At 72.4% G+C, this 25,430-nt stretch carries 22 protein-coding genes and 1 pseudogene; 10 read left to right on the forward strand and 13 right to left on the reverse strand.

Annotation, left to right across the window (positions count from 1 at the left end; all coding sequences use genetic code 11):
* The first annotated feature begins 72 nt into the window (after positions 1 to 72).
* Positions 73 to 891: a rhomboid family intramembrane serine protease gene (locus ABZ915_RS33215; protein ID WP_361811069.1), complete on the forward strand. Its 819-nt coding sequence runs from the start codon at positions 73 to 75 to the stop codon at positions 889 to 891.
* Between the two features lie 106 nt (positions 892 to 997).
* Here the strand turns inward: ABZ915_RS33215 and ABZ915_RS33220 are convergent, their stop codons facing one another.
* From ABZ915_RS33220 to ABZ915_RS33230, 3 genes are all read right to left on the reverse strand, one after another.
* Positions 998 to 2,461 carry a glutamate synthase subunit beta gene (locus ABZ915_RS33220; RefSeq protein ID WP_361810917.1) on the reverse strand — a complete coding sequence of 488 codons (1,464 nt, stop codon included), beginning with the start codon at positions 2,459 to 2,461 and terminating at the stop codon, positions 998 to 1,000.
* Positions 2,454 to 7,058, reverse strand: a complete 4,605-nt coding sequence (gltB, locus tag ABZ915_RS33225) for a glutamate synthase large subunit (protein WP_361810919.1) — start codon at positions 7,056 to 7,058, stop codon at positions 2,454 to 2,456. The genes ABZ915_RS33220 and gltB overlap by 8 nt, the downstream gene beginning before the upstream one ends.
* Positions 7,059 to 7,440: 382 nt before the next feature.
* Positions 7,441 to 8,172, reverse strand: a complete 732-nt coding sequence (locus ABZ915_RS33230; RefSeq protein WP_361810921.1) for a VIT1/CCC1 transporter family protein — start codon at positions 8,170 to 8,172, stop codon at positions 7,441 to 7,443.
* Positions 8,173 to 8,410: 238 nt separating this feature from the next.
* Here ABZ915_RS33230 and ABZ915_RS33235 point away from each other — a divergent pair, with 238 nt between their 5' ends.
* From ABZ915_RS33235 to ABZ915_RS33275, 9 genes and pseudogenes are all read left to right on the forward strand, one after another.
* The gene (locus ABZ915_RS33235; protein ID WP_361810923.1) at positions 8,411 to 9,502 is read left to right on the forward strand and encodes an ADP-ribosylglycohydrolase family protein; all 1,092 of its coding nucleotides are present in this window, start codon (positions 8,411 to 8,413) and stop codon (positions 9,500 to 9,502) included.
* Positions 9,499 to 9,639, forward strand: coding sequence for a hypothetical protein (locus ABZ915_RS33240; protein WP_361810925.1), 141 nt, complete (start codon positions 9,499 to 9,501; stop codon positions 9,637 to 9,639). The genes ABZ915_RS33235 and ABZ915_RS33240 overlap by 4 nt, the downstream gene beginning before the upstream one ends.
* Positions 9,636 to 9,767: pseudogene (locus ABZ915_RS33245) on the forward strand (ADP-ribosylglycohydrolase family protein); the annotation flags it as partial. The gene ABZ915_RS33240 and the pseudogene ABZ915_RS33245, both read left to right, overlap by 4 nt.
* A gap of 20 nt (positions 9,768 to 9,787) precedes the next feature.
* Positions 9,788 to 10,903, forward strand: coding sequence for an ADP-ribosylglycohydrolase family protein (locus ABZ915_RS33250; protein WP_361810927.1), 1,116 nt, complete (start codon positions 9,788 to 9,790; stop codon positions 10,901 to 10,903).
* Positions 10,904 to 10,911: 8 nt separating this feature from the next.
* Positions 10,912 to 12,087: an ADP-ribosylglycohydrolase family protein gene (locus ABZ915_RS33255; protein ID WP_361810929.1), complete on the forward strand. Its 1,176-nt coding sequence runs from the start codon at positions 10,912 to 10,914 to the stop codon at positions 12,085 to 12,087.
* Positions 12,075 to 13,451 carry an ADP-ribosylglycohydrolase family protein gene (locus ABZ915_RS33260; RefSeq protein ID WP_361810931.1) on the forward strand — a complete coding sequence of 459 codons (1,377 nt, stop codon included), beginning with the start codon at positions 12,075 to 12,077 and terminating at the stop codon, positions 13,449 to 13,451. The genes ABZ915_RS33255 and ABZ915_RS33260 overlap by 13 nt, the downstream gene beginning before the upstream one ends.
* On the forward strand, positions 13,448 to 14,341 hold the full coding sequence (rbsK, locus tag ABZ915_RS33265; RefSeq protein WP_361810933.1) for a ribokinase: 894 nt from the start codon (positions 13,448 to 13,450) through the stop codon (positions 14,339 to 14,341). Before ABZ915_RS33260 ends, rbsK begins: the two co-directional genes overlap by 4 nt.
* 26 nt (positions 14,342 to 14,367) lie before the next feature.
* Complete coding sequence (locus tag ABZ915_RS33270) at positions 14,368 to 15,591, forward strand: CoA transferase (RefSeq protein ID WP_361810935.1); 1,224 nt, start codon at positions 14,368 to 14,370, stop codon at positions 15,589 to 15,591.
* Complete coding sequence (locus ABZ915_RS33275) at positions 15,588 to 16,400, forward strand: CoA ester lyase (protein WP_361810937.1); 813 nt, start codon at positions 15,588 to 15,590, stop codon at positions 16,398 to 16,400. The genes ABZ915_RS33270 and ABZ915_RS33275 overlap by 4 nt, the downstream gene beginning before the upstream one ends.
* Positions 16,401 to 16,470: 70 nt before the next feature.
* On the opposite strand, the gene lgt is transcribed toward ABZ915_RS33275, so the two are convergent.
* From lgt to hisI, 10 genes are all read right to left on the reverse strand, one after another.
* Positions 16,471 to 17,484, reverse strand: coding sequence for a prolipoprotein diacylglyceryl transferase (lgt, locus tag ABZ915_RS33280; RefSeq protein WP_361810939.1), 1,014 nt, complete (start codon positions 17,482 to 17,484; stop codon positions 16,471 to 16,473).
* Positions 17,485 to 17,579: 95 nt separating this feature from the next.
* A complete protein-coding gene (locus tag ABZ915_RS33285; RefSeq protein WP_361810941.1) occupies positions 17,580 to 18,356 on the reverse strand; it encodes a thioredoxin domain-containing protein in 777 nt (258 codons plus the stop codon).
* Positions 18,357 to 18,430: 74 nt separating this feature from the next.
* On the reverse strand, positions 18,431 to 19,249 hold the full coding sequence (trpA, locus tag ABZ915_RS33290) for a tryptophan synthase subunit alpha (protein ID WP_361810943.1): 819 nt from the start codon (positions 19,247 to 19,249) through the stop codon (positions 18,431 to 18,433).
* Positions 19,246 to 20,529, reverse strand: coding sequence for a tryptophan synthase subunit beta (gene trpB / locus ABZ915_RS33295; protein WP_361810945.1), 1,284 nt, complete (start codon positions 20,527 to 20,529; stop codon positions 19,246 to 19,248). Before trpB ends, trpA begins: the two co-directional genes overlap by 4 nt.
* A 332-nt stretch (positions 20,530 to 20,861) precedes the next feature.
* Positions 20,862 to 21,671 carry an indole-3-glycerol phosphate synthase TrpC gene (trpC, locus tag ABZ915_RS33300; RefSeq protein ID WP_361810947.1) on the reverse strand — a complete coding sequence of 270 codons (810 nt, stop codon included), beginning with the start codon at positions 21,669 to 21,671 and terminating at the stop codon, positions 20,862 to 20,864.
* Positions 21,672 to 21,814: 143 nt separating this feature from the next.
* Positions 21,815 to 22,264, reverse strand: a complete 450-nt coding sequence (locus ABZ915_RS33305) for a DUF2752 domain-containing protein (RefSeq protein ID WP_361810949.1) — start codon at positions 22,262 to 22,264, stop codon at positions 21,815 to 21,817.
* A 98-nt stretch (positions 22,265 to 22,362) separates the two neighbouring features.
* Positions 22,363 to 22,620 carry an HGxxPAAW family protein gene (locus ABZ915_RS33310; RefSeq protein WP_361810951.1) on the reverse strand — a complete coding sequence of 86 codons (258 nt, stop codon included), beginning with the start codon at positions 22,618 to 22,620 and terminating at the stop codon, positions 22,363 to 22,365.
* 176 nt (positions 22,621 to 22,796) lie between these two features.
* Entirely contained in the window at positions 22,797 to 23,438 is a 642-nt protein-coding gene (locus tag ABZ915_RS33315; protein WP_361810953.1) for a TIGR02234 family membrane protein, read from the reverse strand.
* Between the two features lie 61 nt (positions 23,439 to 23,499).
* Positions 23,500 to 24,990 (reverse strand): anthranilate synthase component I, encoded by a 1,491-nt coding sequence (locus ABZ915_RS33320; RefSeq protein ID WP_361810955.1) that lies wholly within the window; start codon positions 24,988 to 24,990, stop codon positions 23,500 to 23,502.
* 11 nt (positions 24,991 to 25,001) lie between these two features.
* On the reverse strand, positions 25,002 to 25,403 hold the full coding sequence (hisI, locus tag ABZ915_RS33325; RefSeq protein ID WP_361810957.1) for a phosphoribosyl-AMP cyclohydrolase: 402 nt from the start codon (positions 25,401 to 25,403) through the stop codon (positions 25,002 to 25,004).
* Positions 25,404 to 25,430 lie beyond the last annotated feature (27 nt).

A 25,430-nucleotide genomic window follows, 5' to 3' on the forward strand; every position in this document is an offset into this window, starting at 1 on the left:
CAGTCCCCCGAGTCCGGCGCGTCCCCCGATGCCGCCGCGCCCGCCGTCACCACCTGCTACCGCCACCCCAAGGTGGAGTCCCACGTCCGCTGCACCCGCTGCGACCGCTACATCTGCCCCGCCTGCATGCGGGAGGCCGCGGTCGGCCACCAGTGCGTGGAGTGCGTGAAGGAGGGCGCCAGGTCGGTGCGCCAGGCGCGAACGGCGTTCGGCGGCCGGATCGCGGCCGTGCCGCTGGTGACGTACGTGCTCATCGGGCTGAACGTGCTCGCGTACCTGGCGGAGCTGGTGCGGCCGTCGGTCGTGGGCCGGTTCGGGATGCTGGGCACCGTGCCGGCGGGCTATCTCCCGGAGGGTGTCGCGCACGGCGAGTGGTACCGCCTGCTGACCGGCGCGTTCCTGCACAGCCCGCCCACGGACGGCACGTTCGGGATCCTGCACATCCTGATGAACATGGCCGCGCTGTGGAACATCGGCCGGGTCGTGGAGGGGCAACTGGGCCGCGTCCGCTACCTCGCCCTGTATCTGCTGTCCGCGCTCGGCGGCTCGGTCCTGGTCCTGCTGATCGCCCCGCACGATCTCGTCGTCGGCGCGTCCGGCGCGATCTTCGGGCTCGGTGCCGCCTACTACGTCATGGCCCGCCGCCTCGGCTCCGACATGGACACCGTCAACCGGTTCATGGGCGGTCTGCTGCTGTGGCTGCTGATCTCCGCCGGCCTCACCTCCTGGCAGGGCCACCTCGGCGGCCTGCTGGCGGGCGGCGTGGTGACGCTGGCGTACGCGTACGCGCCCCGTGACGGCCGGCGGACGCTGGTACAGGCGGGGGTGTGCGTGGGGTTGCTGGCGCTGCTGCTGGTGCTGGCCTGGGCGAAAGTCTCCGCACTGACCTGAGAAAGGCGGCGGCGCCTGCCCGGGTCCGGTCGGGGACTGGGCAGGCGCCGTCTGTGTTCCGTACGCCTTTGTACGGGACGTCTCTTGGGGTGTCTCCCCGTGGCCGTCAGACCATCAGCGCACGGTCCGTCGGGCGGATCGGGGCCGGCAGGTCGCTCGCGCCGGTGAGGAAGCGGTCGACGCCGCGGGCGGCCGAGCGGCCCTCCGCGATGGCCCAGACGATGAGGGACTGGCCGCGGCCGGCGTCACCGGCGACGAACACGCCCGGCACATTGGTCTGGAAGGCGGCGTCGCGGGCGATGTTGCCCCGCTCGTCGAGGTCCAGGCCGAACTGCTCGACCAGGCCGTTCTCACGGTCGGTGCCGGTGAAGCCCATGGCGAGGGTGACCAGCTGGGCCGGGACCTTGCGCTCGGTGCCCGGCTTCTGGGTCAGCTTGCCGTCGACGAACTCGACCTCGGCCAGGTGCAGCCACTGCACGTTGCCGTCCTCGTCGCCCTCGAAGTGGGTGGTGGACGCCGAGTAGATGCGCTCGCCGCCCTCCTCGTGGGCCGAGGTGACCTTGTAGAGGATCGGGAAGGTCGGCCAGGGCTGGTTCGTCGGGTGCCGCTCGTCGTTCGGGCGGGGCATGATCTCCAGCTGGGTGACGGAGGCCGCGCCCTGGCGGTGGGCGGTGCCCACGCAGTCCGCGCCGGTGTCACCGCCGCCGATGACGACGACGTGCTTGCCCTCGGCCGAGATCGGGGGCGCCACGTAGTCGCCCTCCTGCACCTTGTTGGCCAGGGGCAGGTACTCCATGGCCTGGTAGATGCCCTTGAGCTCGCGGCCGGGCACGGGCAGGTCACGGGAGGTCGTCGCGCCGACCGCCAGCACCACCGCGTCGTACCGCTTCTTCAGGTCGGTGGCCTTGAGGTCGCGGCCGATCTCGATGCCCGTACGGAAGCGGGTGCCCTCCGCGCGCATCTGCTCGATGCGGCGGTTGATGTGCCGCTTCTCCATCTTGAACTCGGGGATGCCGTAGCGCAGCAGGCCGCCGATGCGGTCCGCGCGCTCGTACACCGCGACCGTGTGGCCCGCCCGCGTGAGCTGCTGGGCGGCGGCCAGGCCGGCCGGGCCCGAGCCGATGACGGCGACGGTCTTGCCGGACAGACGCTCGGGGATCTGCGGGGCGACGTCCCCGGTCTCCCACGCCTTGTCGATGATCGAGACCTCGACGTTCTTGATCGTGACCGGCGGCTGGTTGATGCCCAGCACGCACGCCGACTCGCAGGGGGCCGGGCAGAGGCGACCGGTGAACTCCGGGAAGTTGTTGGTCGCGTGCAGGCGCTCGGAGGCGGCGCCCCAGTCCTCGCGGTAGGCGTAGTCGTTCCACTCGGGGATCAGGTTCCCCAGCGGGCAGCCGTTGTGGCAGAACGGGATGCCGCAGTCCATGCACCGGCTGGCCTGCTTGCTGATGATCGGCAGCAGGGAACCGGGAACGTAGACCTCGTTCCAGTCCTTGACGCGCTCATCGACGGGGCGGGTCTTGGCGACCTCACGGCCGTGGTTCAGGAAGCCCTTGGGGTCAGCCATTGATCGCCGCCTCCATCATCTTCTCGTGGGTCTCGGTCTCGGTGAGACCGGCTCGCTCGGCGGCGTCCTTGGCGGCGAGCACTGCCTTGTACGTGCTGGGAATGATCTTGGTGAAGCGAGCCGCGGCCTGGTCCCAGTCGGCCAGCAGCTTCTCGGCGACCGTCGAGCCGGTCTCCTCGGCGTGGCGGCGCACGACATCGTGCAGCCACTGCTTGTCGGCGTCGTCGAGCTCGTGGACCGATTCGAGGTTCCCGGCATTGACGTTGTCGCGGTCGAGGTCGATCACGTAGGCGACACCACCGGACATGCCGGCCGCGAAGTTGCGGCCCGTCTCGCCGAGGACCACCGCGTGACCGCCGGTCATGTACTCGCAGCCGTGGTCGCCCACGCCCTCCGAGACGACCAGCGCGCCGGAGTTGCGGACGCAGAACCGCTCACCGGTACGGCCGCGCAGGAACAGCTCACCGCCGGTCGCGCCGTACGCGATGGTGTTGCCCGCGATCGTCGAGTACTCGGCGAGGTGGTCGGCGCCCCGGTCCGGGCGGACGACGACCCGGCCGCCGGAGAGGCCCTTGCCGACGTAGTCGTTGGCGTCGCCCTCCAGGCGCAGCGTGACACCGCGCGGCAGGAAGGCGCCGAAGGACTGGCCGGCGGAGCCGGTGAAGGTGATGTCGATGGTGTCGTCGGGCAGACCGGCACCGCCGAACTTCTTCGTCACCTCGTGGCCGAGCATGGTGCCGACCGTGCGGTTGATGTTGCGGATGGTGACCTGGGCGCGCACCGGCTGGGCGTCGGTCGCCGAGTCGGCGGCCAGCGCGTCGGCGGCGAGCTTGATCAGCTCGTTGTCCAGCGCCTTCTCCAGGCCGTGGTCCTGGGCGACCACCTGGTGGCGCAGCGCGCCCTCGGCCAGCTCGGGCACGTGGAACAGCGGCTCCAGGTCCAGGCCCTGCGCCTTCCAGTGGTCGACGGCACGGGTGACGTCGAGCGTCTCCGCGTGGCCGACGGCCTCCTCGATGGAGCGGAAGCCCAGCTCGGCGAGGATCTCGCGGACCTCCTCGGCGATGAACTGGAAGAAGTTCACCACGTACTCGGCCTTGCCGGTGAAGCGCTCGCGCAGCACCGGGTTCTGGGTGGCGACGCCGACCGGGCAGGTGTCCAGGTGGCAGACGCGCATCATGATGCAGCCGGAGACGACGAGCGGGGCGGTCGCGAAACCGAACTCCTCGGCGCCGAGCAGCGCGGCGATGACCACGTCACGGCCGGTCTTCAGCTGGCCGTCGGTCTGCACGACGATGCGGTCGCGCAGGCCGTTGAGCAGCAGCGTCTGCTGGGTCTCGGCCAGGCCGAGCTCCCAGGGGCCGCCCGCGTGCTTCAGCGAGGTCAGCGGGGAGGCACCCGTACCACCGTCGTGGCCGGAGATCAGCACCACGTCCGCGTGCGCCTTCGACACACCCGCGGCGACCGTGCCGACGCCGACCTCGGAGACCAGCTTGACGTGAATCCGCGCCTGCGGGTTCGCGTTCTTCAGGTCGTGGATCAGCTGGGCCAGGTCCTCGATGGAGTAGATGTCGTGGTGCGGCGGCGGGGAGATCAGGCCGACGCCCGGGGTCGAGTGCCGGGTCTTGGCGACCCACGGGTAGACCTTGTGGCCGGGCAGCTGGCCGCCCTCGCCGGGCTTGGCGCCCTGGGCCATCTTGATCTGGATGTCGTCCGCGTTGACCAGGTACTCGGAGGTCACACCGAAGCGGCCGGAGGCGACCTGCTTGATCGCGCTGCGCCGCGCCGGGTCGTACAGACGGTCCGGATCCTCGCCGCCCTCACCGGTGTTGGACTTGCCGCCCAGCTGGTTCATGGCGATGGCGAGGGTCTCGTGGGCCTCGCGCGAGATGGAGCCGTACGACATGGCGCCGGTGGAGAACCGCTTGACGATCTCGGAGACCGGCTCGACCTCGTCGATGGAGATCGGCGGACGGCCCTCGGGACCGGACTTGAAGCCGAACAGGCCGCGGAGCGTCATGAGCCGCTCGGACTGCTCGTTCACACGGTCCGTGTACTTCTTGAAGATGTCGTAGCGGTTGGCGCGCGTGGAGTGCTGAAGGCGGAAGACCGTCTCCGGGTCGAACAGGTGCGGCTCGCCCTCGCGGCGCCACTGGTACTCGCCGCCGATCTCCAGCGCGCGGTGCGCGGGAGCGATGCCGGAGGCGGGGTAGGCCTTGGCGTGGCGGGCGGCGACCTCCTTGGCGACGACGTCGATGCCGACGCCACCGATCTTGGAGGCGGTGCCGTTGAAGTACTTCTCCACGAAGCCCTCTTCGAGACCGACGGCCTCGAAGACCTGGGCGCCGCGGTAGGAGGCGACCGTCGAGATGCCCATCTTGGACATGACCTTGAGGACGCCCTTGCCGAGGGCGTAGATCAGGTTGCGGATGGCCTTCTCGGCCTCCATGCCCGGCAGGAAGGTGCCCGCGCGGACCAGGTCCTCGACGGACTCCATCGCCAGGTACGGGTTGACGGCGGCGGCGCCGAAGCCGATCAGCAGGGCGACGTGGTGGACCTCGCGGACGTCACCGGCCTCGACCAGCAGGCCCACGTGGGTGCGCTGCTTGGTCCGGATGAGGTGGTGGTGGACGGCCGCGGTGAGCAGCAGCGACGGGATCGGCGCGTGCTCGGCGTCCGAGTGCCGGTCGGACAGGACGATCAGACGGGCGCCGTTGTCGATGGCCGCGTCGGCCTCGGCGCAGATCTCCTCGATGCGCGCGGCGAGGGCGTCACCGCCGCCGGAGACCCGGAACAGGCCGGAGAGGGTCGCGGCCTTGAAGCCGGGCATGTCGCCGTCGGCGTTGATGTGGATGAGCTTGGCCAGCTCGTCGTTGTCGATCACCGGGAAGGGCAGCACGACGGAGCGGCAGGACGCGGCGGTCGGGTCGAGCAGGTTGCCCGCGGGGCCCAGCGACGAGCGCAGACTCGTGACGAGTTCTTCCCGGATCGCGTCCAGCGGCGGGTTGGTGACCTGCGCGAACAGCTGGGTGAAGTAGTCGAAGAGCAGGCGAGGGCGCTCGCTCAGCGCGGCGATCGGCGAGTCGGTGCCCATGGAGCCGATCGGCTCGGCGCCGGCCTTGGCCATCGGCGCCAGGAGTACGCGCAGCTCCTCCTCGGTGTAGCCGAAGGTCTGCTGGCGGCGGGTGACCGAGGCGTGGGTGTGCACGATGTGCTCGCGCTCGGGCAGGTCGCCCAGCTCGATCTCGCCGGCCTCGAGCCACTCCGCGTACGGGTACTCGGCGGCGAGCTGCGCCTTGATCTCGTCGTCCTCGATGATGCGGTGCTCGGCGGTGTCCACGAGGAACATGCGGCCGGGCTGGAGGCGGCCCTTGCGGACGACCTTGGCGGGGTCGATGTCGAGGACGCCGACCTCGGAGCCGAGGACGACGAGGCCCTCGTCGGTGACCCAGTAGCGGCCGGGGCGCAGGCCGTTGCGGTCGAGCACGGCGCCGACCTGGGTGCCGTCGGTGAAGGTGACGCAGGCGGGGCCGTCCCAGGGCTCCATCATCGTGGAGTGGAAGCCGTAGAAGGCGCGGCGGGCCGCGTCCATGGAGTCGTGGTTCTCCCACGCCTCCGGGATCATCATCAGCACCGAGTGCGGCAGCGAACGCCCGCCCAGGTGCAGGAGTTCGAGCACCTCGTCGAAGGACGCCGAGTCGGAGGCGTCGGGCGTACAGATCGGGAAGACGCGGTCGAGCTTCTCCTGCGGGCCGAACAGCTCGGAGACCAGCTGGGACTCGCGGGCGACCATCCAGTTGCGGTTGCCCTTGACGGTGTTGATCTCACCGTTGTGGGCGACGAAGCGGTAGGGGTGCGCGAGCGGCCACGACGGGAAGGTGTTCGTGGAGAACCGGGAGTGCACGAGCGCGATCGCGGACGCGAAGCGGCGGTCGGACAGGTCCGGGAAGAAGGGCTCCAGCTGGCCGGTGGTCAGCATGCCCTTGTAGACGATGGTCCGCGCGGACAGCGACGGGAAGTAGACGCCCACCTCGCGCTCGGCGCGCTTGCGCAGCACGAAGGCCTTGCGGTCCAGCGCGATGCCCTCGCCGGCACCGTCGGTGACGAAGACCTGCCGGAAGGACGGCATGGTCGAACGGGCGGTGGCGCCCAGCAGCTCGGGGGCGACCGGGACCTCGCGCCAGCCGAGGACCGTCAGGCTCTCCTCGGCCGCGATCGTCTCGATCCGCGAGACGGCGTCCTCGGCGCCCTCCTCCGGGAGGAAGGCGATACCGACGGCGTACGAGCCCGCCGCGGGCAGGTCGAATCCGGCCACCTCACGGAAGAAGGCGTCCGGCACCTGCGAGAGGAGGCCCGCGCCGTCGCCGGAGTCGGGCTCGGAGCCGGTGGCGCCGCGGTGCTCGAGGTTGCGCAGAACCGTGAGCGCCTGCTCGACCAGCGCGTGGCTCGCCTCGCCGGTGAGGGTGGCCACGAAGCCGACGCCACAGGCGTCGTGCTCGTTGCGGGGGTCGTACATACCCTGCGCAGCAGGGCGAGCATCCATGAACGACCAGTTCTGGCCATTCGCGGAATGCTGGGACGGCTGGCGCGGCGTACGCATCGGCTCTCCCGTCGTCGTCATGTGGCATGTGCAAAGTGCCGAGGGACGACGTTGGCCCTCTGCGTGAGTGCAAAATTTCGTGCAGGTTACATGATGGAATGGTTCTCGGGAACCGGATACTGCCTTCCAACATGCGGACACCACGGGGTGGCGGTGGGGGGTACCGCACAGCGTGGTGGAAGTGTGTGGGGACCGATCCGGACATGATCGGTAGATCGGTGTCGGTCGGCCGGAGGGGACGGGAGAAGCGTCGTCGCCCGCCCCACGGGTACACGGCAGGCCTCATTGCCCGCAGCGCTTACGGCTCATGCCCGGTGGTTAAGCATTCGAAACCAGCAGGTAACGGCTATTTATACAGCCCAACGCATAAGTAGCGTTCGGACTATCCTACGGCCGTTCCGAACAGGCTGCCCAGGGCGTACGTCACACCGGCCGCCGCGCCGCCGAGCGCGAGCTGCCGCAGGCCGCTGTACCACCAGCTGCGCGCGGTCACCCGGGCCACCACGGCACCGCAGCCGAACAGCCCGGCGAGGGCCAGCAGCACGGCCGGCCACAGCGCGGTCGCGCCCAGCAGGAACGGCAGTACGGGCAGCAGGGCGCCCAGCGCGAAGGACCCGAACGAGGACACGGCCGCGACCAGCGGCGACGGCAGGTCACCGGGGTCGATGCCCAGTTCCTCGCGGGCGTGTATCTCCAGCGCCTGCTCGGGGTCGCGGGACAGCTGCCGGGCCACCTCGCGCGCCAGCTCGGGCTCGACGCCGCGTGCCTCGTAGAGCGCGGCGAGCTCGGCCTCCTCGTCCTGAGGGTGCTTGCGCAGCTCACGGCGTTCGACATCCAGTTCGGCCTCGACGAGCTCGCGCTGCGAGGCGACGGAGGTGTACTCGCCGGCCGCCATGGAGAAGGCCCCGGCCGCCAGGCCCGCGAGCCCTGTGATCACAATGGTGTGCTGACCGGCCGAACCGCCCGCGACGCCGGTCAGCAGGGCGAGGTTGGAGACCAGGCCGTCCATCGCGCCGAACACCGCGGGGCGCAGCCAGCCGCCGTTCACATCCCGGTGCGTGTGGTTGTCACGGTGCGCCTCGTGCAGCACCGCCTCGGTCTCGATGATGGCCATCAGGGGTCCCCCAGGAAGCTTAGCCAAAGCTAACTTTGGACGAGTTCTATTTTTCGACAACACCGAAGCTACGCCTCGAATTCCATCGCCGCCAGCAAGGAAAGGCTGGGCTAACCTGCGGTTTTGACCCCGACCGGGTGACTTGGCGGTATCGGAGGCGCTACCGGGCCGCTCCCGTGGGACACCTCCGCAAAGGGCTCCGCGCCCCGGGCGGAGCTCCCCCGGAGGTGAGGCCCGCATGGCATCGGCCACTGAGGCATCGGTCCGCGAACGGGCGCGCGGCGCGCTGCTCGGTCTGGCCGTCGGGGACGCGCTCGGGGCACCGGCCGAGAACATGAAGCCCTCCGAGATCCGCGCCCGCTGGGGCCGCATCACCGGGTACGTGGCCGAGCGGCCGGCCGGCACGGACGACACCGAGTACGCGATCTTCTCCGGTCTCCTGCTGGCCCGGCACGGCTCTGCGCTCACCCCCGCCCACGTCGAGGCGGCCTGGCACGAGTGGATCGCCGACGGCCACGAGGGCCCCTTCCGGGGCGCGGGCTTCAGTGAGCGCGGCACCCTGGAGAACCTCCGCCGGGGCCTGGCCGCCCCCATCTCCGCCCAGCACCGGCACGCCTGGAGCGACGGCCTGGCGATGCGGGCGGCCCCCTTCGGGGTGTTCGCGGCGGGCCGCCCGGCCGAGGCGGCCCGGCTGGTGGCGATCGACGGTTCGGTCAGCCACGAGGGCGAGGGCATCTACGGCGGCCAGGCGGTGGCCGCCGGGGTCGCGGCGGCGATGGCGGGCGCGCCGACCGTCGCCGTGGTGGCCGCCGCCCTCGCCGTGGTCCCGGAGGACTCCTGGACGGCCCGCTCGCTGCGCCGCGCGGTGGCCGTCGCCCACCGCGGGGAACGCGCGGTCCGTTCCGCCGTCGTCATCGGCGGCTACCCCTGGACCGACCTGGCTCCCGAGGCGGTCGCCCTGGCCTTCGGCGCGTACGCGGCGGCCGACGGCGACCTCAGGGAGGCGGTGCTCACGGCCGTGAACATGGGCCGGGACGCCGACACCACGGCCGCGGTCGCGGGCGCCCTGGCCGGGGCGACCCGGGGCGTCTCCGCGATCCCCGTCGACTGGGCCGCCGCGATCGGTCCGGCCCGCGGCAGCTGCCTGCCCTCCATGGCGGGCCACCACGTGCTGGACGTGGCCGAGCTGCTGGTGCCGGAGGAGGGCGGGAAGTGGGGCGCGGAAGTCGTGGTGCCCGACTTCCTGCCGACGGTGGAACAGCTCCTCGCCGGCAGCCGCCTGGTGACCACCACCGGCGCCGGCGAACTGAGCAGCGAGGTGCGGCCATGACACGCCGCCTCGAAGGCCTCCTCCCCGGACTCGCCGCCGGCCGGCCCACCGCACGGATGCCCTTGCATCCCCGACGGCTCACCCCCGAACCGACCACCACCCGCGCCCGTGACCGGAACAGCGAGGTACGGCCATGACCGACTGCATCGAGGGCCTCCTCCTCGGGCTCGCCGCCGGGGACGCCGCCGGGTGGCCCGCCGCTCGGATGCCCGAGTGGACGCGGCGGCTCACGTGTGAGCTGGACACCTTCGCCGAGCACGACGCCGACCACGACCAGGTACGGCCATGACCCGCCGCATCGAAGGCCTCCTCCTCGGACTCGCCGCCGGGGACGCCGCCGGGTGGCCCGCGGCTCGGCACCGGGCCGCGCGGATGCCCGAGTGGACGCGGCGGCTCACGCGTGAGCTGGACACCTTCGCCGAGCACAACGCGACGACCACGCTGCCGGTGCCGATCGCGCTCAACCAGCCGCCGGAGCCACTGCGGCTCGGCCCCTCCGACGACGCCGAATGGGCGGCGTTCGCGGCGGAGGCGGTGCTGCGCGCCGGGGACGACAGCGCGCTCGGGGACCTGAGCCGGGACCGCCGGATGCGTGCCGCCATCGACCTGACCTGGACCGCCGTCGCCTCCGAGGTCGCGGCGGCCGCCGAACGCGCCCCCGAGGTCGAGTCGGCGGTGCTGCCGCTGCGCGCCCGGATCTCGGTCCGCGCCGGACTCGGCAACCTCGCCGCCGGCCTCCGTCCGCCCGCCACCGGCCACGACAACCCGCACTACTTCGACGACGCCGCCTGCGTACGGGCCTGCGTGCTCGCCGTGGCCCACCCCGGCGACCCCGCCCGCGCGGCCGACCTCGCCGAGTTCGACGCCCGCTACACCCAGGACGGCGACGGCGTGCACGGGGCCCGCGCGATGGCGGCGGCCCTGGCGCTCGCGCTCGGCGGCGCCGAGGCCGGGGTTTGTGTGACGGCGGCGCTCGCCGAGCTGCCCGGGGAGACGGAGATCGGCCGCAACGCCCGCCACGCGCTGGCCCTGGTCGAGGACACCGACACCGCCTTCGGGCTGGTCCCGCTCCTCGAACACCAGATCGTCGACCACGTCTACAGCTACGGCATCGCCGCCGCCGAGACCGTCCCGGTCGCCCTGGCCCTGGTCACCGCGGCCCGCGGCCGGATCGGCGAGGCGGTCCCCGCCGCGGCCTGCCTGTCCCGGGTCGCCGACTCCGCCCCCGCCCTGGCCGGCGCGCTGACCGGCGCACTGGGCGGCGGCGAGGCGATCCCGCGGGCCTGGCGGGACGCCTGCCGCACCCTCTCCGGCTGCGCCCTGCCCCGTCTGACCGGCACCGACCTGGTGGAACTCGCCGGACTCCTGGAAGCCACGCAACCGGTCCGACCAGGAGGATGATTCGGGGCATGACGCCCAAAGGAGAAGAAAGCAGCGGCGCCGGTCTGGACGAGCGGATCACCGGGGCACTGGTCGGCGCCGCCGTCGGCGACGCGCTCGGCGGCCCCGTCGAGGGCTACTCCCCCGACCGGATCGCCGAGCGCCACGGCGGCCGCGTCCACGGCATCGTCGGCCCGTGGAACGGCGACGCCTGGCGCACCGCCCGCCCGATCGCGCCGTACCACAAGGGCGACGGACACGTCACCGACGACACCCTGATGACCCACGCCCTGGTCCGGGTGTACGCCCGGGTCCGGGACCACCTGGACGCGTACGCGATCGCCGACCACCTGGTCCCCGACCTGATGACCACCCCGCGCTGGATCCCGGAGCTGGAGGCGGAGGCACTCCCGCTGCAACGGATCTTCCTGGCGGAGAAGTGGCTGGTGGCCCGGCTGGCCTACGGCCATGCCGACCCCCGCGAGGCCGGCACCGGCAACATCGTCAACTGCGGTGCGGCGATGTACATGGCCCCCGTCGGCCTGGTCAACGCGGCGAACCCGGCGGGCGCGTACGCCGAGGCGCTGGACGTCGCCGGCGCGCACCAGTCGTCGTACGGCCGTGAGGCGGCCGGGGTCCTCGCGGCGGCGGTGGCGGCGGCGACCACGCCGGACGCGACGCCGGAGTCGGTGGTCGCCGCGTGCCTGGACCTGGCGAAGGACGGCACCCGGGAGGCGATCGACCGGGTCTGCCAAGTGGCGGGCGGCCACCGGGACTTCGAGTCGGCCCTGACCCCGATCCGGGAGGCGGTCGCCCCGTACGACACGGTGGGCCCCGACTACCGCAACCCCTCCCTCGGCGCCCGCCGCCCCTCCCGGCTGCACTCGATCGAGGAACTCCCCGTCGCGCTGGGCATGTTGCTCGTGTCGGGCGGCGACTACCGGCAGGCGGTCCTGGGCGCGGTCAACTACGGCCGGGACTGCGACTCCATCGCCACGATGGCGGGCGCCCTGGCCGGCGCACTCGGCTCACCGGTCCCGGAGGACTGGTCGAAGGCGGTGGCCGAGGCCAGCCGCCTGGACCTGTGGGAACCGGCGCGCGCACTGGCCGAGGTGACCCAGGAGGTGTTCGCGCGGGACGTGAGCCGCCGCCGGTCCCACGAGGCGGCCTTCGCCCGGCTCGGGGGCACCGGATGCTCCGCCTGACCTGGGTCCAGCCGGAGGACCTGCTCGGTCACGAACTCCGCCAGGCCCGCCAGGACGGCCGTGAGCCGTCGGCGATCGCGGCGCGCTGGAGGGCGGCGGGCGGGCGGGAGGCGCCGGCCAGGGCGGGGGCGTCGGCGCGGCCGGCGTCACGCTATCTGCGGACGCTGGCGGAGGACCTGCTGGACGAACTGGCCGACCTCCCCAGCCGGTTCGCGGAGGACGAACCGACGGACCTGGCGGGGATCAGGGCCGCCTGCCCGGCCTGGCCCACCCGGCCCGCGGGCAGCGGTGCCCCCACCCCGCTCGCCCTCGAAGCCGCCTGGCTCGGCAGGGCCGTGGGCTGCCTCCTCGGCAAACCGGTGGAGAAGCTCCCCCTGGAGGGCATCCGCCGGCTGGCCCGCGCCACCGGCAACTGGCCTCTGCACACCTGGTTCACGGCCCGGGGAGTCCCCGCGGAGCTGACGGAGGCGTACCCCTGGAACCGCCGCTCGGCCGCCACCTCCCTCGCCGAGAACATCGACGGCATGCCCGAGGACGACGACCTCAACTACCCCCTCCTCAACCTCGTCCTCCTCCGACGGCACGGCAAGGGCTTCACCACCACCGACGTGGCGGGGCTCTGGCTGGACGAACTCCCGCCCGGCCGTACCTTCACCGCCGAGCGCCTCGCCCTGCGCAACCTGCTCACCGGCGTCGAGCCCCCGCACACCGCCCACCACCGCAACCCCTTCCGCGAATGGATCGGCGCCCTGATCCGCGCCGACGTCCACGGCTGGACCAACCCGGGCGACCCGGCCGCCGCCGCCGGACAGGCCCACCGCGACGCCGCCCTCACCCACACCGCCAACGGCGTCTACGCGGCCATGTTCACCGCCGCCACCATCGCCACGGCGGCCACCGGCACCCACGACATCCACGCCTGCCTGCGCACCGGCCGCACGGTGGTCCCGCCCCGCTCCCGCCTGGCCGGGGCGATCGACCACGCGGTCCGGCTCGCCCGGTCCCACCAGGACTTCGACGAGGTCGTGGACGAACTCCACGCCACCCACTCCGCCACCTACCACTGGGTCCACGCCATCCCCAACACCGCCCTGATCGCCGCCGCCCTCACCCACGCGGACGGCGACTTCACCGGCTCCGTCTGCCGGGCGGTGTCCGGCGGCTGGGACACCGATTCCAACGGCGCCACCGCCGGGAGCATCGCCGGTCTCCTGGCCGGCTCCCCCGGCGCCCTCCCGCTCCGCTGGACGGCCCCCCTGAAGAACCGCCTCGCCACGTCCGTCGCCGGCTTCGACGGCACCGGCTTCGACGCCCTCGCCCACCTCACCCACTCGCTCACCCGTCCGGAGGTGACCCACCCATGACCCACATCGCCGTACTCGGCAGCACGAACATGGACCTGGTCGCGTACGTCGAGAAGGCCCCGCAGCGCGGGGAGACCGTCACGGGACGGGAGTTCCGTACGATCCCCGGCGGCAAGGGCGCCAACCAGGCGATCGCCGCGGCCCGCTCCGGCGCGACGGTCTCGATGATCGGCGCGGTCGGCAACGACGTCTTCGGCACCCGGCTGCGCTCCGCCCTGGAGCACTCGGGCGTGGACACCGACAGCCTTCGCACCATCGAGGGCCCGTCCGGCACCGCGCACATCGTCGTGGACGACGAGGGCGGCAACGCGATCGTCGTGATCCCCGGCGCGAACGGCACCGTCGACCACCTCACCCCGGGCGACGAGGGCGTCATCGCCTCCGCCGACGCACTGCTGCTCCAGCTGGAGATCCCGTCGGCGGGCGTTCTCGCGGGCGCGGAGGCGGCCCGCCGGCACGGCGTCCGTACGGTCCTCACCCCGGCGCCCGCCCGGCCGCTCCCGCCCGAACTGCTCGCCGCCACCGACCTGCTGGTGCCCAACGAGTACGAAGCGGCGACCCTCACCGGCCGCACCGACCCGCTCGACGCGGCCGCCGCCCTGCTCGACCGGGTGCCGGAGGTCGTGATCACCCTGGGCGCGGCGGGCTGTCTGTACATGCTCCGGAACGCCGAACCCCTCGTGGTGCCCGCGCCCCGGGTGACCGCCGTGGACTCCACCGGCGCGGGCGACACCTTCGTCGGCGCCCTCGCGGTGGCCCTCGCCGAGGAGCGGCCGGTGCGGGAGGCGCTGACCTGGGCGGCCGCGGCGGCCTCGATCTCCGTCCAGCGGGAGGGGGCGTCGGCGTCGATGCCGTACCGCCCGGAGATCGAGGCGCAGTACACCGCATGAGCACCCACCGCATGAGCACCCACCGCATGAGTACCCACCGCACGAGTACCGACCGCACGAGTACCGGCCAACCGCTCAGCGGTCTGCGCGTCCTCGATCTCGCCACCCTCTTCGCCGGGCCGCTGGCCGCCACCCTGCTCGGTGACTTCGGCGCCGAGGTCGTCAAGGTCGAGCATCCGGCGAAGCCCGACCCGTCCCGGGGCCACGGCCCCGCCAAGCAGGGCGTCGGCCTGTGGTGGAAGCTGCTCGGCCGCAACAAGCGCACGATCACCCTGGACCTGTCCAGGCCGGGCGGCCGGGCCACCCTGCTGCGGCTGGCCGCCACCGCCGACGTGGTGATCGAGAACTTCCGCCCCGGCACCCTGGAGAAGTGGGACCTGGGCTGGGACGAGCTGTCCGCCGTCAACCCGCGGCTGATCCTCACCCGGGTCACCGCGTTCGGCCAGTTCGGCCCGTACGCCCACCGCCCCGGCTTCGGCACCCTCGCCGAGGCGATGAGCGGCTTCGCGGCGATCACCGGGGACCCGGAGGCCCCGCCGACCCTCCCGCCGTTCGGCCTGGCCGACTCCATCGCCGCTCTGGCGACGGCGTACGCCGTCATGACCGCGCTCGCGGCACGGGAGCGCACCGGCGCCGGCCAGGTCGTCGACATGGCGATCATCGAACCGATCCTGACCGTCCTCGGCCCCCAGCCCACCTGGTACGACCAGCTCGGATACGTCCAGGCACGCACCGGCAACCGGTCCGCCAACAACGCCCCGCGCAACACCTACCGCACGGCCGACGGCTCCTGGGTGGCCGTGTCCACGTCCGCCCAGTCGGTCGCGGAACGGGTGATGCGGCTGGTGGGCAGGCCGGAGCTGATCGACGAACCGTGGTTCGCGACCGGCGCCGACCGGGCCGCGCACGCCGACGTGCTGGACCGGGCGGTCGGCGGCTGGATCGCCGGGCGGACCCGCACCGAGGTCCTCGCGGCCTTCGAGAAGGCGGAGGCCGCGATCGCGGAGATCCAGGACGTACGCGGTGTGCTGGCCGACCCGCAGTACCAGGCCCTGGACACCGTCACCACCGTCGACGACCCGGAGCTCGGCCCGCTGCGCATGCAGAACGTCCTCTTCCGGCTGTCCGCCACGCCCGGCGCGATCCGCTGGGCGGGCCGGCCGCACGGCGCGGACACCGAGGCCGTCCTGACCGAGCTGGGGCTCACCCCGGAGGAACTGCGCGCCCTGCGCGAGGAGGGCGTCCTGTGAGCCCGTTCCCACTGACCTGGCTGTACGCCCCCGGCGACCGCCCGCATGTCGTCACCAAGGCGCTGGTCTCCGGCGCGGACGTCGTGGTGGTCGACCTGGAGGACGCGGTCGCCCCCGACCGCAAGGCGTACGCCCGCGCCGCCACCGCCGAGCTGCTCGCCGAACCCCAGCCGGTCCCCGTGCACGTGCGGGTCAACGCCCTGGACGGGGAGTGGGCGGCGGCGGACGTCCGGGCGGTGGCCTCGCTCGACGGCGTGGCCGGGCTGCGGCTGCCCAAGGTGACGTCGGCGCAGGACGTGGTCGGCGTCGCCGAGCGCACCGCGCTGCCCCTGTTCGCCCTGCTGGAGAGCGCGCTGGGCATCGAACGGGCCTACGCCGTCGCCGCCGCCCATCCCTCGCTGCGAGGCATCGCCCTGGGCGAGACGGACCTGCGGGCCGACCTGGGGGTACGGGACGACGTGGGCCTCGACTGGTGCCGCTCCCGGGTGGTCGTCGCCGCGCGCGCGGCCGGGCTGCCCCCGCCGCCCCAGTCGGTGCACCCCGACATCCGTGACCTGGACGGTCTGGGTGCCTCCTGTGCCCACGGCCGCGCCCTGGGCTTCCTCGGCCGGGCCGCGATCCACCCGCGCCAGCTCCCGGTGATCGAGCGGGCCTACCTCCCCACCCAGGCGGAGCTGGAACAGGCCGAGACGATCGTCAAGGCGGCCATGGCAGACCAGGGCGCGCAGGCCCTGCCGGACGGCCGCTTCGTCGACGCGGCGGTGGTGGCGGCGGCCCAGCGGACACTGGCGCTGGCGGACAGGTCCTGATCCTGAGACACGGCGAGGGCGCCCGGCATCCCGGGCGCCCTCGCCTTCGTACTGGCCGTACGGTCGGACGTCAGCTCTTCTTCGTCCCGGACCCGGCCTCGTCCTTGACCTCGGTCTCGGCCTCTGCCTCGGTCGCGGTCTCGTCGCCGCCCTCTGCCTTCGCGTCCGGCTTCACGTCCGTCTTCGCGTCGGACGTCTCCGGCTCCGTCGCGGCCTTGTCCTCGCCGTCGGGCTCGGCGGCAGCCTCGCCCTCGGTCGAACCGTCGGAGACACCCGGTTCCACCACGGCTTCCCGTCCCGGCCGCTTCTTCGCCGAGATCACCATGTAGGCCACCGCGAGCAGGAACACGATCATCGCGGTCCAGTCGTTGAGCCTGAGCCCCAGGATGTGGTGGGCGTCGTCCACGCGCATGTACTCGATCCAGCCGCGACCCACGCAGTACGCCGCGACGTACAGCGCGAACGCCCGGCCGTGGCCCAGCTTGAAGCGGCGGTCGGCCCAGATGACCAGGAAGCCGACGCCGATGCACCACAGGGACTCGTACAGGAAGGTCGGGTGGTAGTAGCCCGGCACCCGGCCACCCTCGGAGGAGGTGATGTGCAGCGCCCACGGAACGTGCGTCTCGCGACCGTACAGCTCCTGGTTGAACCAGTTGCCCCAGCGGCCGATGGCCTGCGCGAAGGCGATGCCCGGGGCGATGGTGTCTGCGTACGCGGGCAGCGGGATGCCCCGTCGCCGGCAGCCGATCCACGCGCCCAGCGCGCCGAGCGCGATGGCGCCCCAGATGCCGAGGCCGCCCTGCCACACCTTGAAGGCGTCCACCCAGTCGCGGCCCTCGCTGAAGTACAGCTCGTAGTCCGTGATCACGTGGTAGAGACGTCCGCCGACCAGGCCGAAGGGCACGGCCCAGACAGCGATGTCGGCCACCGTGCCGGCCTGCCCGCCGCGGGCGACCCACCGCTTGTTGCCGAGCCAGACGGCGACGAAGACGCCGATGATGATGCAGAACGCATAGCCGCGCAGCGGAATGGGACCGAGGTGGATCACCCCGCGCGACGGGCTGGGAATATAGGCAAGTTCCATGGCAGGGTCGACGCTACCGTGCCCGGCCGGGCACACGGCAGGCGGCCCGGCTACGGGTCCATAACAGGGGCGTGAGAAACGCTTACTGTCGTCGGCTATCCCTTGTTGGCCTCCTCCACCATCTGCTTCAGCTTGGCCGGGGTCATCGTGCGGTCCTCGTAGATGTTCTTGCCGCCCAGCAGCACGGTCGGGGTGCCGGTGAAGCCGCCCGCCTGGAAGGCCTTGTTGGACTTCACCACCCAGCCGGTGTGCGTGCCGTCGTTGACGCACTTGCGGAAGGCGGCCGTGTCCAGGCCGGGGACCTTGCCCGCCAGCTCGATCAGCTTGGCGTCGCTGGAGAAGGCGTCGTCGGTTTCCTTGGGCTGGTTCCGGTAGAGCGTGTCGTGGTAGTCACGGAACTTTCCGGCGTCCTGGGCGCAGGCCGCGGCGTTGGCCGCGCGGCGGGATCCGCTGCCGCCGAGGTTGCCGTCGATCAGCGTGACCAGGTGGTAATCGATTCTGAGCTTGCCCGCGTCGGTCAGCTCGTGGAGCGTCGGCCGGTACACCGTCTCGAAGGCCTGGCAGGCCGGGCAGCGGAAGTCCTCCCACACGGTGAGCGTCGACTTGGCGCCGTCCTTGCCGACCGGGATCGCGAGGCTGTCCTTGCCCTGTGCCCCCGAGGGCGCCACGACCGGGCCCGCCTTGGCGGCGCCCTTCTCCTTGCCCGAGTTCGCGGCGATCACTCCGATCACCGCCGCGAGGCCCAGGACACAGACGACGCTCGCACCGACGATCAGCGCGCGCCGTCGCTTCTCCGCGGACTTCTGCTTCTCGCGCTCGACCGCCAGCCGCTCCCGGGCGGTGCGCTTTCCCTCACGGTTCTTCTCGCTCACACCCCCAGAACGAACCGGGGAGGCGCAGCGCGCCTCCCCGGTCCCAGGTCCACTCGTTCGAGTGACCGAATGAGTCAGCCCCGGCCGCGTACGCCCTGCGCCAGGTCACCGGCGAGCGCGCGGACCGCCTCGATGCCCGCCGCGTGGTCCGGCGCGTCCAGCATCCGCTTGACGAAGGCCGAGCCGACGATCACGCCGTCGGCGAAGCCGGCGACCTCGGCGGCCTGGGCCGCGTCGGAGACACCGAGCCCGACGCAGACGGGCAGGTCGGTTCCGGTGGCGCGGGTCCGCTCCACCAGGTCCTGCGCCTGCGCGCCGACCGACTCCCGGGTGCCGGTGACGCCCATCAGCGAGGCCGCGTAGACGAAGCCGCTGCCCGCCGCGGTGATCTCGCCGAGCCGCTCGTCCTTGCTGCTCGGCGCCACCACGAAGACCGTGGCGAGGCCGTGCTTCTCGGCGTGCTCCCGCCACAGTGCCGCCTCCTGCACGGGCAGGTCGGGCAGGATGCAGCCCGCGCCGCCCGCCTCGGCCAGCTCGGCGGTGAAGCGCTCGACGCCGTAGCGGTCGATGGGGTTCCAGTACGTCATGACGAGGATCGGCTTGCCGGTGGCCTCGTGGGCCTCCTTGACCGTGCGCATGACGTGCGCGATCTTGACGCCGCCGCGCAGGGCGATGTCGTCGGCGGTCTGGATGACCGGCCCGTCGAGCACGGGGTCGCTGTGCGGCAGTCCGACCTCGACGATGTCGGCGCCACCGTCCAGCACGGCCTTGATCGCCTCGATGCCGCCGTCCACGGTCGGGAACCCGGCCGGGAGGTAGGCGATGAGCGCCGAGCGGCCCTCGGCCTTGGCGGCGGCGAGGGTGTCGGACAGCAGCTGGATGTTTCCGCTCACTTGGCGTCCCCCTCGATCTCGGCGGTGTCGGCCGCGTTGGCGGCGACCTCGGCGTCGGTGTCGTACAGGCCGAAGTAGCGGGCGGCCGTGTCCATGTCCTTGTCGCCGCGACCGGACAGGTTGACCACGATCAGCCCGTCCTTGCCCAGCTCCTTGCCGACCTCCAGGGCGCCGGCCAGCGCGTGGGCGCTCTCGATCGCCGGGATGATGCCCTCGGTCCGCGACAGCAGGCGCAGGGCCTGCATCGCCGCGTCGTCGGTGACCGCGCGGTACTCGCCGCGGCCGCTGTCCTTGAGGTAGGAGTGCTCGGGCCCGATGCCCGGGTAGTCCAGACCGGCCGAGATCGAGTACGGCTCGGTGATCTGGCCCTCCTCGTCCTGGAGGACGTAGGACCGGGAGCCGTGCAGGATGCCGGGCTCGCCCGCGGTCAGGGTGGCCGCGTGTTCGCCGGTCTCGACGCCGTGGCCGGCGGGCTCGCAGCCGATCAGGCGGACGGAGGCGTCCGGGATGAACGCGTGGAAGAGGCCGATGGCGTTGGAACCGCCGCCGACACAGGCGACGGCGGCGTCCGGGAGGCGTCCCGCCCGCTCCAGGAGCTGGCGGCGGGCCTCCACGCCGATCACGCGGTGGAAGTCGCGGACCATGGCCGGGAAGGGGTGGGGGCCGGCGACCGTGCCGAAGAGGTAGTGGGTGCGGTCGACGTTGGCCACCCAGTCGCGGAAGGCCTCGTTGATGGCGTCCTTCAGCGTGCGGCTGCCGGACTTCACGGCGATGACCTCGGCGCCCAGCATGCGCATACGGGCCACGTTGAGGGCCTGCCGCTCGGTGTCGATCTCGCCCATGTAGATCGTGCACTCGAGGCCGAACAGGGCGCAGGCCGTCGCCGTCGCGACACCGTGCTGGCCGGCGCCGGTCTCCGCGATGACACGGGTCTTGCCCATGCGCCTGGTCAGCAGGGCCTGGCCGAGCACGTTGTTGATCTTGTGGGAGCCGGTGTGGTTGAGGTCCTCCCGCTTCAGGAAGACACGTGCGCCACCGGCGTGCTCGGCGAACCTGGGCACCTCGGTGAGGGAGCTGGGGCGGCCGGTGTAGTTGACCAGCAGGTCGTCGAGCTCGCGGGCGAACTCGGGGTCGTGCTTGGCCTTGTCGTACTCGACGGCCACCTCGTCGACTGCCGCGACGAGGGCCTCGGGGATGAACTTGCCGCCGAAGGCCCCGAAGTAGCCTTCGGGGGTGGGGATTTGACCCTCTGGGTCGGGGATGAAGAAGTCGCTGGGCATGCGGGTACCTCACGGTGAGTGCGTGTGAAAAGACACTATTCGCCGTGGGGGCGGGGGTTCGTCCGTTGGCTGCGAGCCGTCAGTGGCTTGTCGCGCCCGCGCGGCGGTAGCCGCAGATCGAATACAGCCCCGCGCCCCTTTCGGGGCGCTGCCATCGCCGCCCGTTTACCTGTCCAGGTTCGTCTCCGATGACGTATCGCACCCGTCGGCCGTGCACCCTGCGTGCGGGCGCGCGGCAGCCACGCGGACGGCAGCCGCGCGCGAGGCGGGCATAGCGGTCCGTGGTCGTGACAGGGGTCAGCGGAGTCATCGGAGAAAACCCTAGCGGGAAATCAGCCCCGGCCGTGCCGCAGTGCCGGGTGCTCGCCCGCCGCCACCAGGTCGGCCACCGCCGTCTTGGGGTCGCGGCCGGTCACCAGGGACTCGCCGACCAGGACCGCGTCGGCGCCGGCGTTGGCGTAGGCGATGAGGTCGTGGGGGCCGCGGACGCCGGACTCGGCGATCTTGACGATGTGGTTCGGGATCTCCGGGGCGACTCGCTCGAACGTGCCGCGGTCGACCTCCAGCGTCCTGAGGTTGCGCGCGTTGACGCCGATCACCTTGGCGCCCGCGTCCACCGCGCGCTCGACCTCGTCCTCGTCGTGCACCTCGACGAGCGGGGTGAGGCCGATGGAGACGGCGCGTTCGATCAGCGACTCCAGGGCCGGCTGGTCGAGGGCGGCGACGATCAGCAGCGCGAGGTCGGCGCCGTACGCACGGGCCTCCCACAGCTGGTACGACGTGACGATGAAGTCCTTGCGCAGGACAGGGATGTCCACGCGGGCCCGGACGGTCTCCAGGTCGGCCAGCGAGCCGCCGAAGCGGCGCTGTTCGGTGAGGACCGAGATGACGGCGGCACCGCCCGCCTCGTAGTCCGCGGCGAGCCCGGCCGGGTCGGCGATCGCGGCCAGCGCGCCCTTGGACGGGCTGGAGCGCTTCACCTCACAGATGACCTTGACGCCCTCACCGCGCAGCGCGGCCACGCCGTCCTTGGCGGCGGGAGCCTTCGCCGCGCGCTCCTTGAGCTCGTCGAGGCTGACGCGCGCCTGCCGCTCCGCGAGGTCGGCACGGACTCCGTCGATGATCTCGTCGAGCACACTCACGCGAGCGGCCCCCTTCCAGACGGTTGTTCCAGACGGTTGAAAAGCCATTGAAAAGCCATGGTCACTGCGATGGTATCCGGAGGAGGGCGCAGGCCTCACATCCGGTTGACGCCGATCCCAGTACCTGGACGTCCACAGGCCGGTCAAGGGTGGAGCCAGCCGCCGAACGGCAGGTTCCGGACGAGGGTGAAGACCAGCAGCAACGCCCCGGCGGTCCACAGCTGCGCCGGGGAGGGGTCGATCCGCAGCGGGCGTCCGCGTACCGCGTGGACGGCCCAGACGGCCCACAGCGCGGCGAAGCCCAGATAGCCGGCCACGGCCACCGCGTTGTCCTGGAGCGCGGTGAGGAGGTCCCCGTGGACGAAGGCGTGGGCGCTGCGCAGGCCGCCGCAGCCGGGGCAGTACAGGCCGGTGTAGCGCAGCAGGGGGCACACCGGGTAGTGGCCGGGCTGGTTGGGGTCGACGGCCCCGACGTAGGCGAAGGCCCCGGTGACGGCCGTGAGGATCCCGGCGGGCACGGCGAGCCTTCCCCACCGGGTGGTGGGCCGCGGCGTCCCGTGGGCGCTGGGGCTGTGGGCGTTCACGCCTCGCATTCTGCCCCGTACGGGCCGCACGCGCGCGTGAGGGGCGGCCGGCGCCTCACGGAACCGGCCGCCCCTCACGGGCGGGCGAAGAAGAAGTACTCGGCCACTCAGCTCTCGACGCTCGCCGGCTCGCGGGTCGCGGCCGGGGCGGCGTGCGGCACCGCGTGGGTCTGCTTCGGCTGACCGAGGCCCATCGAGCGCATGATGAGGCCCACGACACCACCGAGGGCAATGATCACCATGCCGGCCCAGAAGCCCAGCGGCTGTGCCATCACCATGAAGGCGCCCGCGACGCAGAAACCGATGAAGGTGATGGTGACACCGGTCCAGGCGGCCGGGGTGTGACCGTGGCTGCTGCCCGCCATTGCTTGCTCCTCGTTGCTGGTGTGCGTGTCGTACGGTGCCGTACGTCTCCGGGTCCGCCCGTGTCCGGGGCGGATGCTCGCCGTCCATTGTCCCGTACGCGTACGCGTGCCGTGAGCGGGGGTGGCTGGTGACGGGCGTCTGTTTCGCCACATCCCGGAGGGTGCCCGGGAAGGTGTCACGCCCCGGTGGGGTCCTCGCCCCGGTCCAGGGCCTTCCAGAGCTCCTCGGGGCGCTCGGGGTCGGCGGGCTTGGGGGTGCGGCGCGGGCGGGGCGTGCCGTCGCGCTCGTAGCGGCCGGACATGGCGGGCCACAGCCGGCCGTACCGCAGGGCGAGGAGGCCCGCGAGCAGCAGGAGGGCGCCGCCGACGGCCGCGACATAGGGCCAGCCGGTGTGGGTGAGCTCGGCGACCGTGGCGGAGGTGTCGCCGGTGGTCTCGGCGGCCTTCTCGTCGAGCGCGGAGCTGTCGGAGGCGCCGATCAGGGCCGCGGCGACGGTACCGGCGCCGGAGAGGGCGAGCAGCCCCGCGACCAGGAAACGGCCGGCCTTGCGGACGGCGAAGACGGCGACGAGCGCGGCGAGGCCCACTATGGCGAGGGCCGCGGGGACGCCCGTGACGTCGCTGCCCTTGGCGGTCAGCGGGAAGGCGCCGCCGGCCACCGTCGCGGTGCCCTCCGACCAGCTCTGCCGGGTGGCGAGCAGGGCCACGGCCGCGCCGAGCGCGCCGCACAGCAGGGCGACGGCGAGGCTCCGGCGGCCGGACCGCGCGGATGCGGGCGCCTGGGAACGGGGGTTGGGTACAGCAGTCACGTACTCCACTATCTCCCGAACCCCGGGCGAACCGTCACCCGGGGTTCACGTGAGGAACGTGATAAACGCCCTACTTGCCCAGCCGGTTGGCCGTGTGCACCGCCCGCAGCACCGCCGCGGCCTTGTTGCGGCACTCCTGGTCCTCGGCGAGCGGGTCGGAGTCGGCGACGATGCCGGCGCCGGCCTGGACGTAGGCGGTGCCGTCACGCAGCAGGGCCGTACGGATGGCGATGGCCGTGTCGGAGTCGCCGGCGAAGTCGAGGTAGCCGACGCAGCCGCCGTACAGCCCGCGCCGGGACGGTTCGAGTTCGTCGATGATCTGCATCGCGCGGGGCTTCGGGGCTCCGGAGAGGGTGCCGGCCGGGAAGCAGGCCGTCAGCACGTCGAAGGCGGTCCGGCCCTCGGCGACGCGTCCGGTCACCGTGGAGACGATGTGCATCACGTGCGAGTACCGCTCGACGGACATGAAGTCGACGACCTCGACGGAGCCGGGCTCGCAGACCCGGCCGAGGTCGTTGCGGCCGAGGTCGACGAGCATGAGGTGCTCGGCGCGCTCCTTGGGGTCGGCGAGCAGTTCGTCGGCGAGGGCCTGGTCCTCCTGCGGGGTGGCGCCGCGGTGCCGGGTGCCGGCGATGGGATGGACCATGGCCTGCCCGTCCTCGACCTTGACCAGGGCCTCGGGGGACGAGCCGACGACGTCGAACCCGTCGAAGCGGAACAGGTACATGTACGGGGACGGGTTCGTCGCCCTGAGGACCCGGTACACGTCCAGGGCGCTCGACGTGCACGGCGTCTCGAACCGCTGTGACGGTACGACCTGGAAGGCCTCGCCCGCGCGGATGCGCTCCTTGACGTCCTCGACGGCCCGCTGGAAGTCGGGGCCGCCCCACAGGGCGGTGTACTCGGGCAGTTCGGAGGGCGGCAGCACGGCGGGCGGCTGGGCGACCGCGCGGGTCAGGTCGGCCTCCATCGCGTCGAGGCGGGCCACCGCGTCCGCGTACGCCTCGTCGACGCCCGTCTCCAGGTCGTTGTGGTTGATCGCGTTGGCGATCAGCAGGACGGAGCCCTCCCAGTGGTCCATGACGGCGAGGTCGCTGGTCAGGAGCATGGTCAGCTCGGGGAGCCTCAGGTCGTCCCGCTCGCCGGGGCCGATCTTCTCCAGGCGGCGGACGATGTCGTAGCCGAGGTAGCCGACCATGCCGCCGGTGAAGGGCGGCAGGCCCAGGTCGTGAGCCAGGTCGCGGGGGGTGTGCAGGGCCTCGACGGTGGCGCGCAGGGTGGCGAGCGGGTCGCCGCCGGTGGGGACGCCGACGGGCGGGGTGCCGAGCCAGTGGGTCCGGCCGTCGCGCTCGGTCAGCGTGGCCGCCGACCGCACGCCCACGAAGGAGTACCTGGACCAGGAGCGGCCGTTCTCCGCCGACTCCAGCAGGAAGGTGCCGGAGCGTTCGGCGGCGAGCTTGCGGTACAGCGCGACCGGTGTGTCGCCGTCGGCGAGGAGTTTGCGGGTGACCGGAATGACGCGGCGGTCGGAGGCGAGCTTGCGGAACGTCTCGAGGTCCATGGCGGCAGACCTTACTGATCCGGGGCAGAGACGCCGGAATCGGCGTCCTTGAGCAGCACATCGGCGTCGAAGCAGGTGCGGGCGCCGGTGTGGCAGGCCGCGCCGACCTGGTCGACCGTGACCAGCAGGGTGTCGGCGTCGCAGTCCAGGGCGACGGACCTGACCCACTGGAAGTGGCCGGAGGTGTCGCCCTTGACCCAGTATTCCTGGCGGCTGCGGGACCAGTACGTGCAGCGGCCGGTGGTGAGTGTGCGGTGCAGCGCCTCGTCGTCCATCCAGCCGAGCATGAGCACCTCTTTGGTGTCGTACTGCTGGGCGATGGCGGGCAGGAGTCCGTCGGCGCTGCGCTTGAGGCGCGCGGCGATCTCGGGGTCGAGGCTGCTGGACCCGGGCGTGCCGGTCGTACTGGTCATGAGTGCCATTGTGCCGGGCGGCGCCGA

The organism is Streptomyces sp. NPDC046915 (assembly GCF_040644935.1).
Classification (GTDB): Bacteria; Actinomycetota; Actinomycetes; order Streptomycetales; family Streptomycetaceae; genus Streptomyces.

Excerpts from the sequence above, each read along its gene's own strand:
- ABZ915_RS33220 (WP_361810917.1), bottom strand. The coding sequence starts at position 2,461 with ATGGCTGACCCCAAGGGCTTCCTGAACCACGGCCGTGAGGTCGCCAAG.
- gltB (WP_361810919.1), bottom strand. The coding sequence starts at position 7,058 with ATGCGTACGCCGCGCCAGCCGTCCCAGCATTCCGCGAATGGCCAGAAC.
- ABZ915_RS33230 (WP_361810921.1), bottom strand. The coding sequence starts at position 8,172 with ATGGCCATCATCGAGACCGAGGCGGTGCTGCACGAGGCGCACCGTGAC.
- ABZ915_RS33235 (WP_361810923.1), top strand. The coding sequence starts at position 8,411 with ATGGCATCGGCCACTGAGGCATCGGTCCGCGAACGGGCGCGCGGCGCG.
- ABZ915_RS33240 (WP_361810925.1), top strand. The coding sequence starts at position 9,499 with ATGACACGCCGCCTCGAAGGCCTCCTCCCCGGACTCGCCGCCGGCCGG.
- ABZ915_RS33250 (WP_361810927.1), top strand. The coding sequence starts at position 9,788 with ATGACCCGCCGCATCGAAGGCCTCCTCCTCGGACTCGCCGCCGGGGAC.
- ABZ915_RS33255 (WP_361810929.1), top strand. The coding sequence starts at position 10,912 with ATGACGCCCAAAGGAGAAGAAAGCAGCGGCGCCGGTCTGGACGAGCGG.
- ABZ915_RS33260 (WP_361810931.1), top strand. The coding sequence starts at position 12,075 with ATGCTCCGCCTGACCTGGGTCCAGCCGGAGGACCTGCTCGGTCACGAA.
- rbsK (WP_361810933.1), top strand. The coding sequence starts at position 13,448 with ATGACCCACATCGCCGTACTCGGCAGCACGAACATGGACCTGGTCGCG.
- ABZ915_RS33270 (WP_361810935.1), top strand. The coding sequence starts at position 14,368 with ATGAGTACCCACCGCACGAGTACCGACCGCACGAGTACCGGCCAACCG.
- lgt (WP_361810939.1), bottom strand. The coding sequence starts at position 17,484 with ATGGAACTTGCCTATATTCCCAGCCCGTCGCGCGGGGTGATCCACCTC.
- trpB (WP_361810945.1), bottom strand. The coding sequence starts at position 20,529 with ATGCCCAGCGACTTCTTCATCCCCGACCCAGAGGGTCAAATCCCCACC.
- ABZ915_RS33305 (WP_361810949.1), bottom strand. The coding sequence starts at position 22,264 with ATGCGAGGCGTGAACGCCCACAGCCCCAGCGCCCACGGGACGCCGCGG.
- ABZ915_RS33310 (WP_361810951.1), bottom strand. The coding sequence starts at position 22,620 with ATGGCGGGCAGCAGCCACGGTCACACCCCGGCCGCCTGGACCGGTGTC.
- ABZ915_RS33320 (WP_361810955.1), bottom strand. The coding sequence starts at position 24,990 with ATGGACCTCGAGACGTTCCGCAAGCTCGCCTCCGACCGCCGCGTCATT.
- hisI (WP_361810957.1), bottom strand. The coding sequence starts at position 25,403 with ATGACCAGTACGACCGGCACGCCCGGGTCCAGCAGCCTCGACCCCGAG.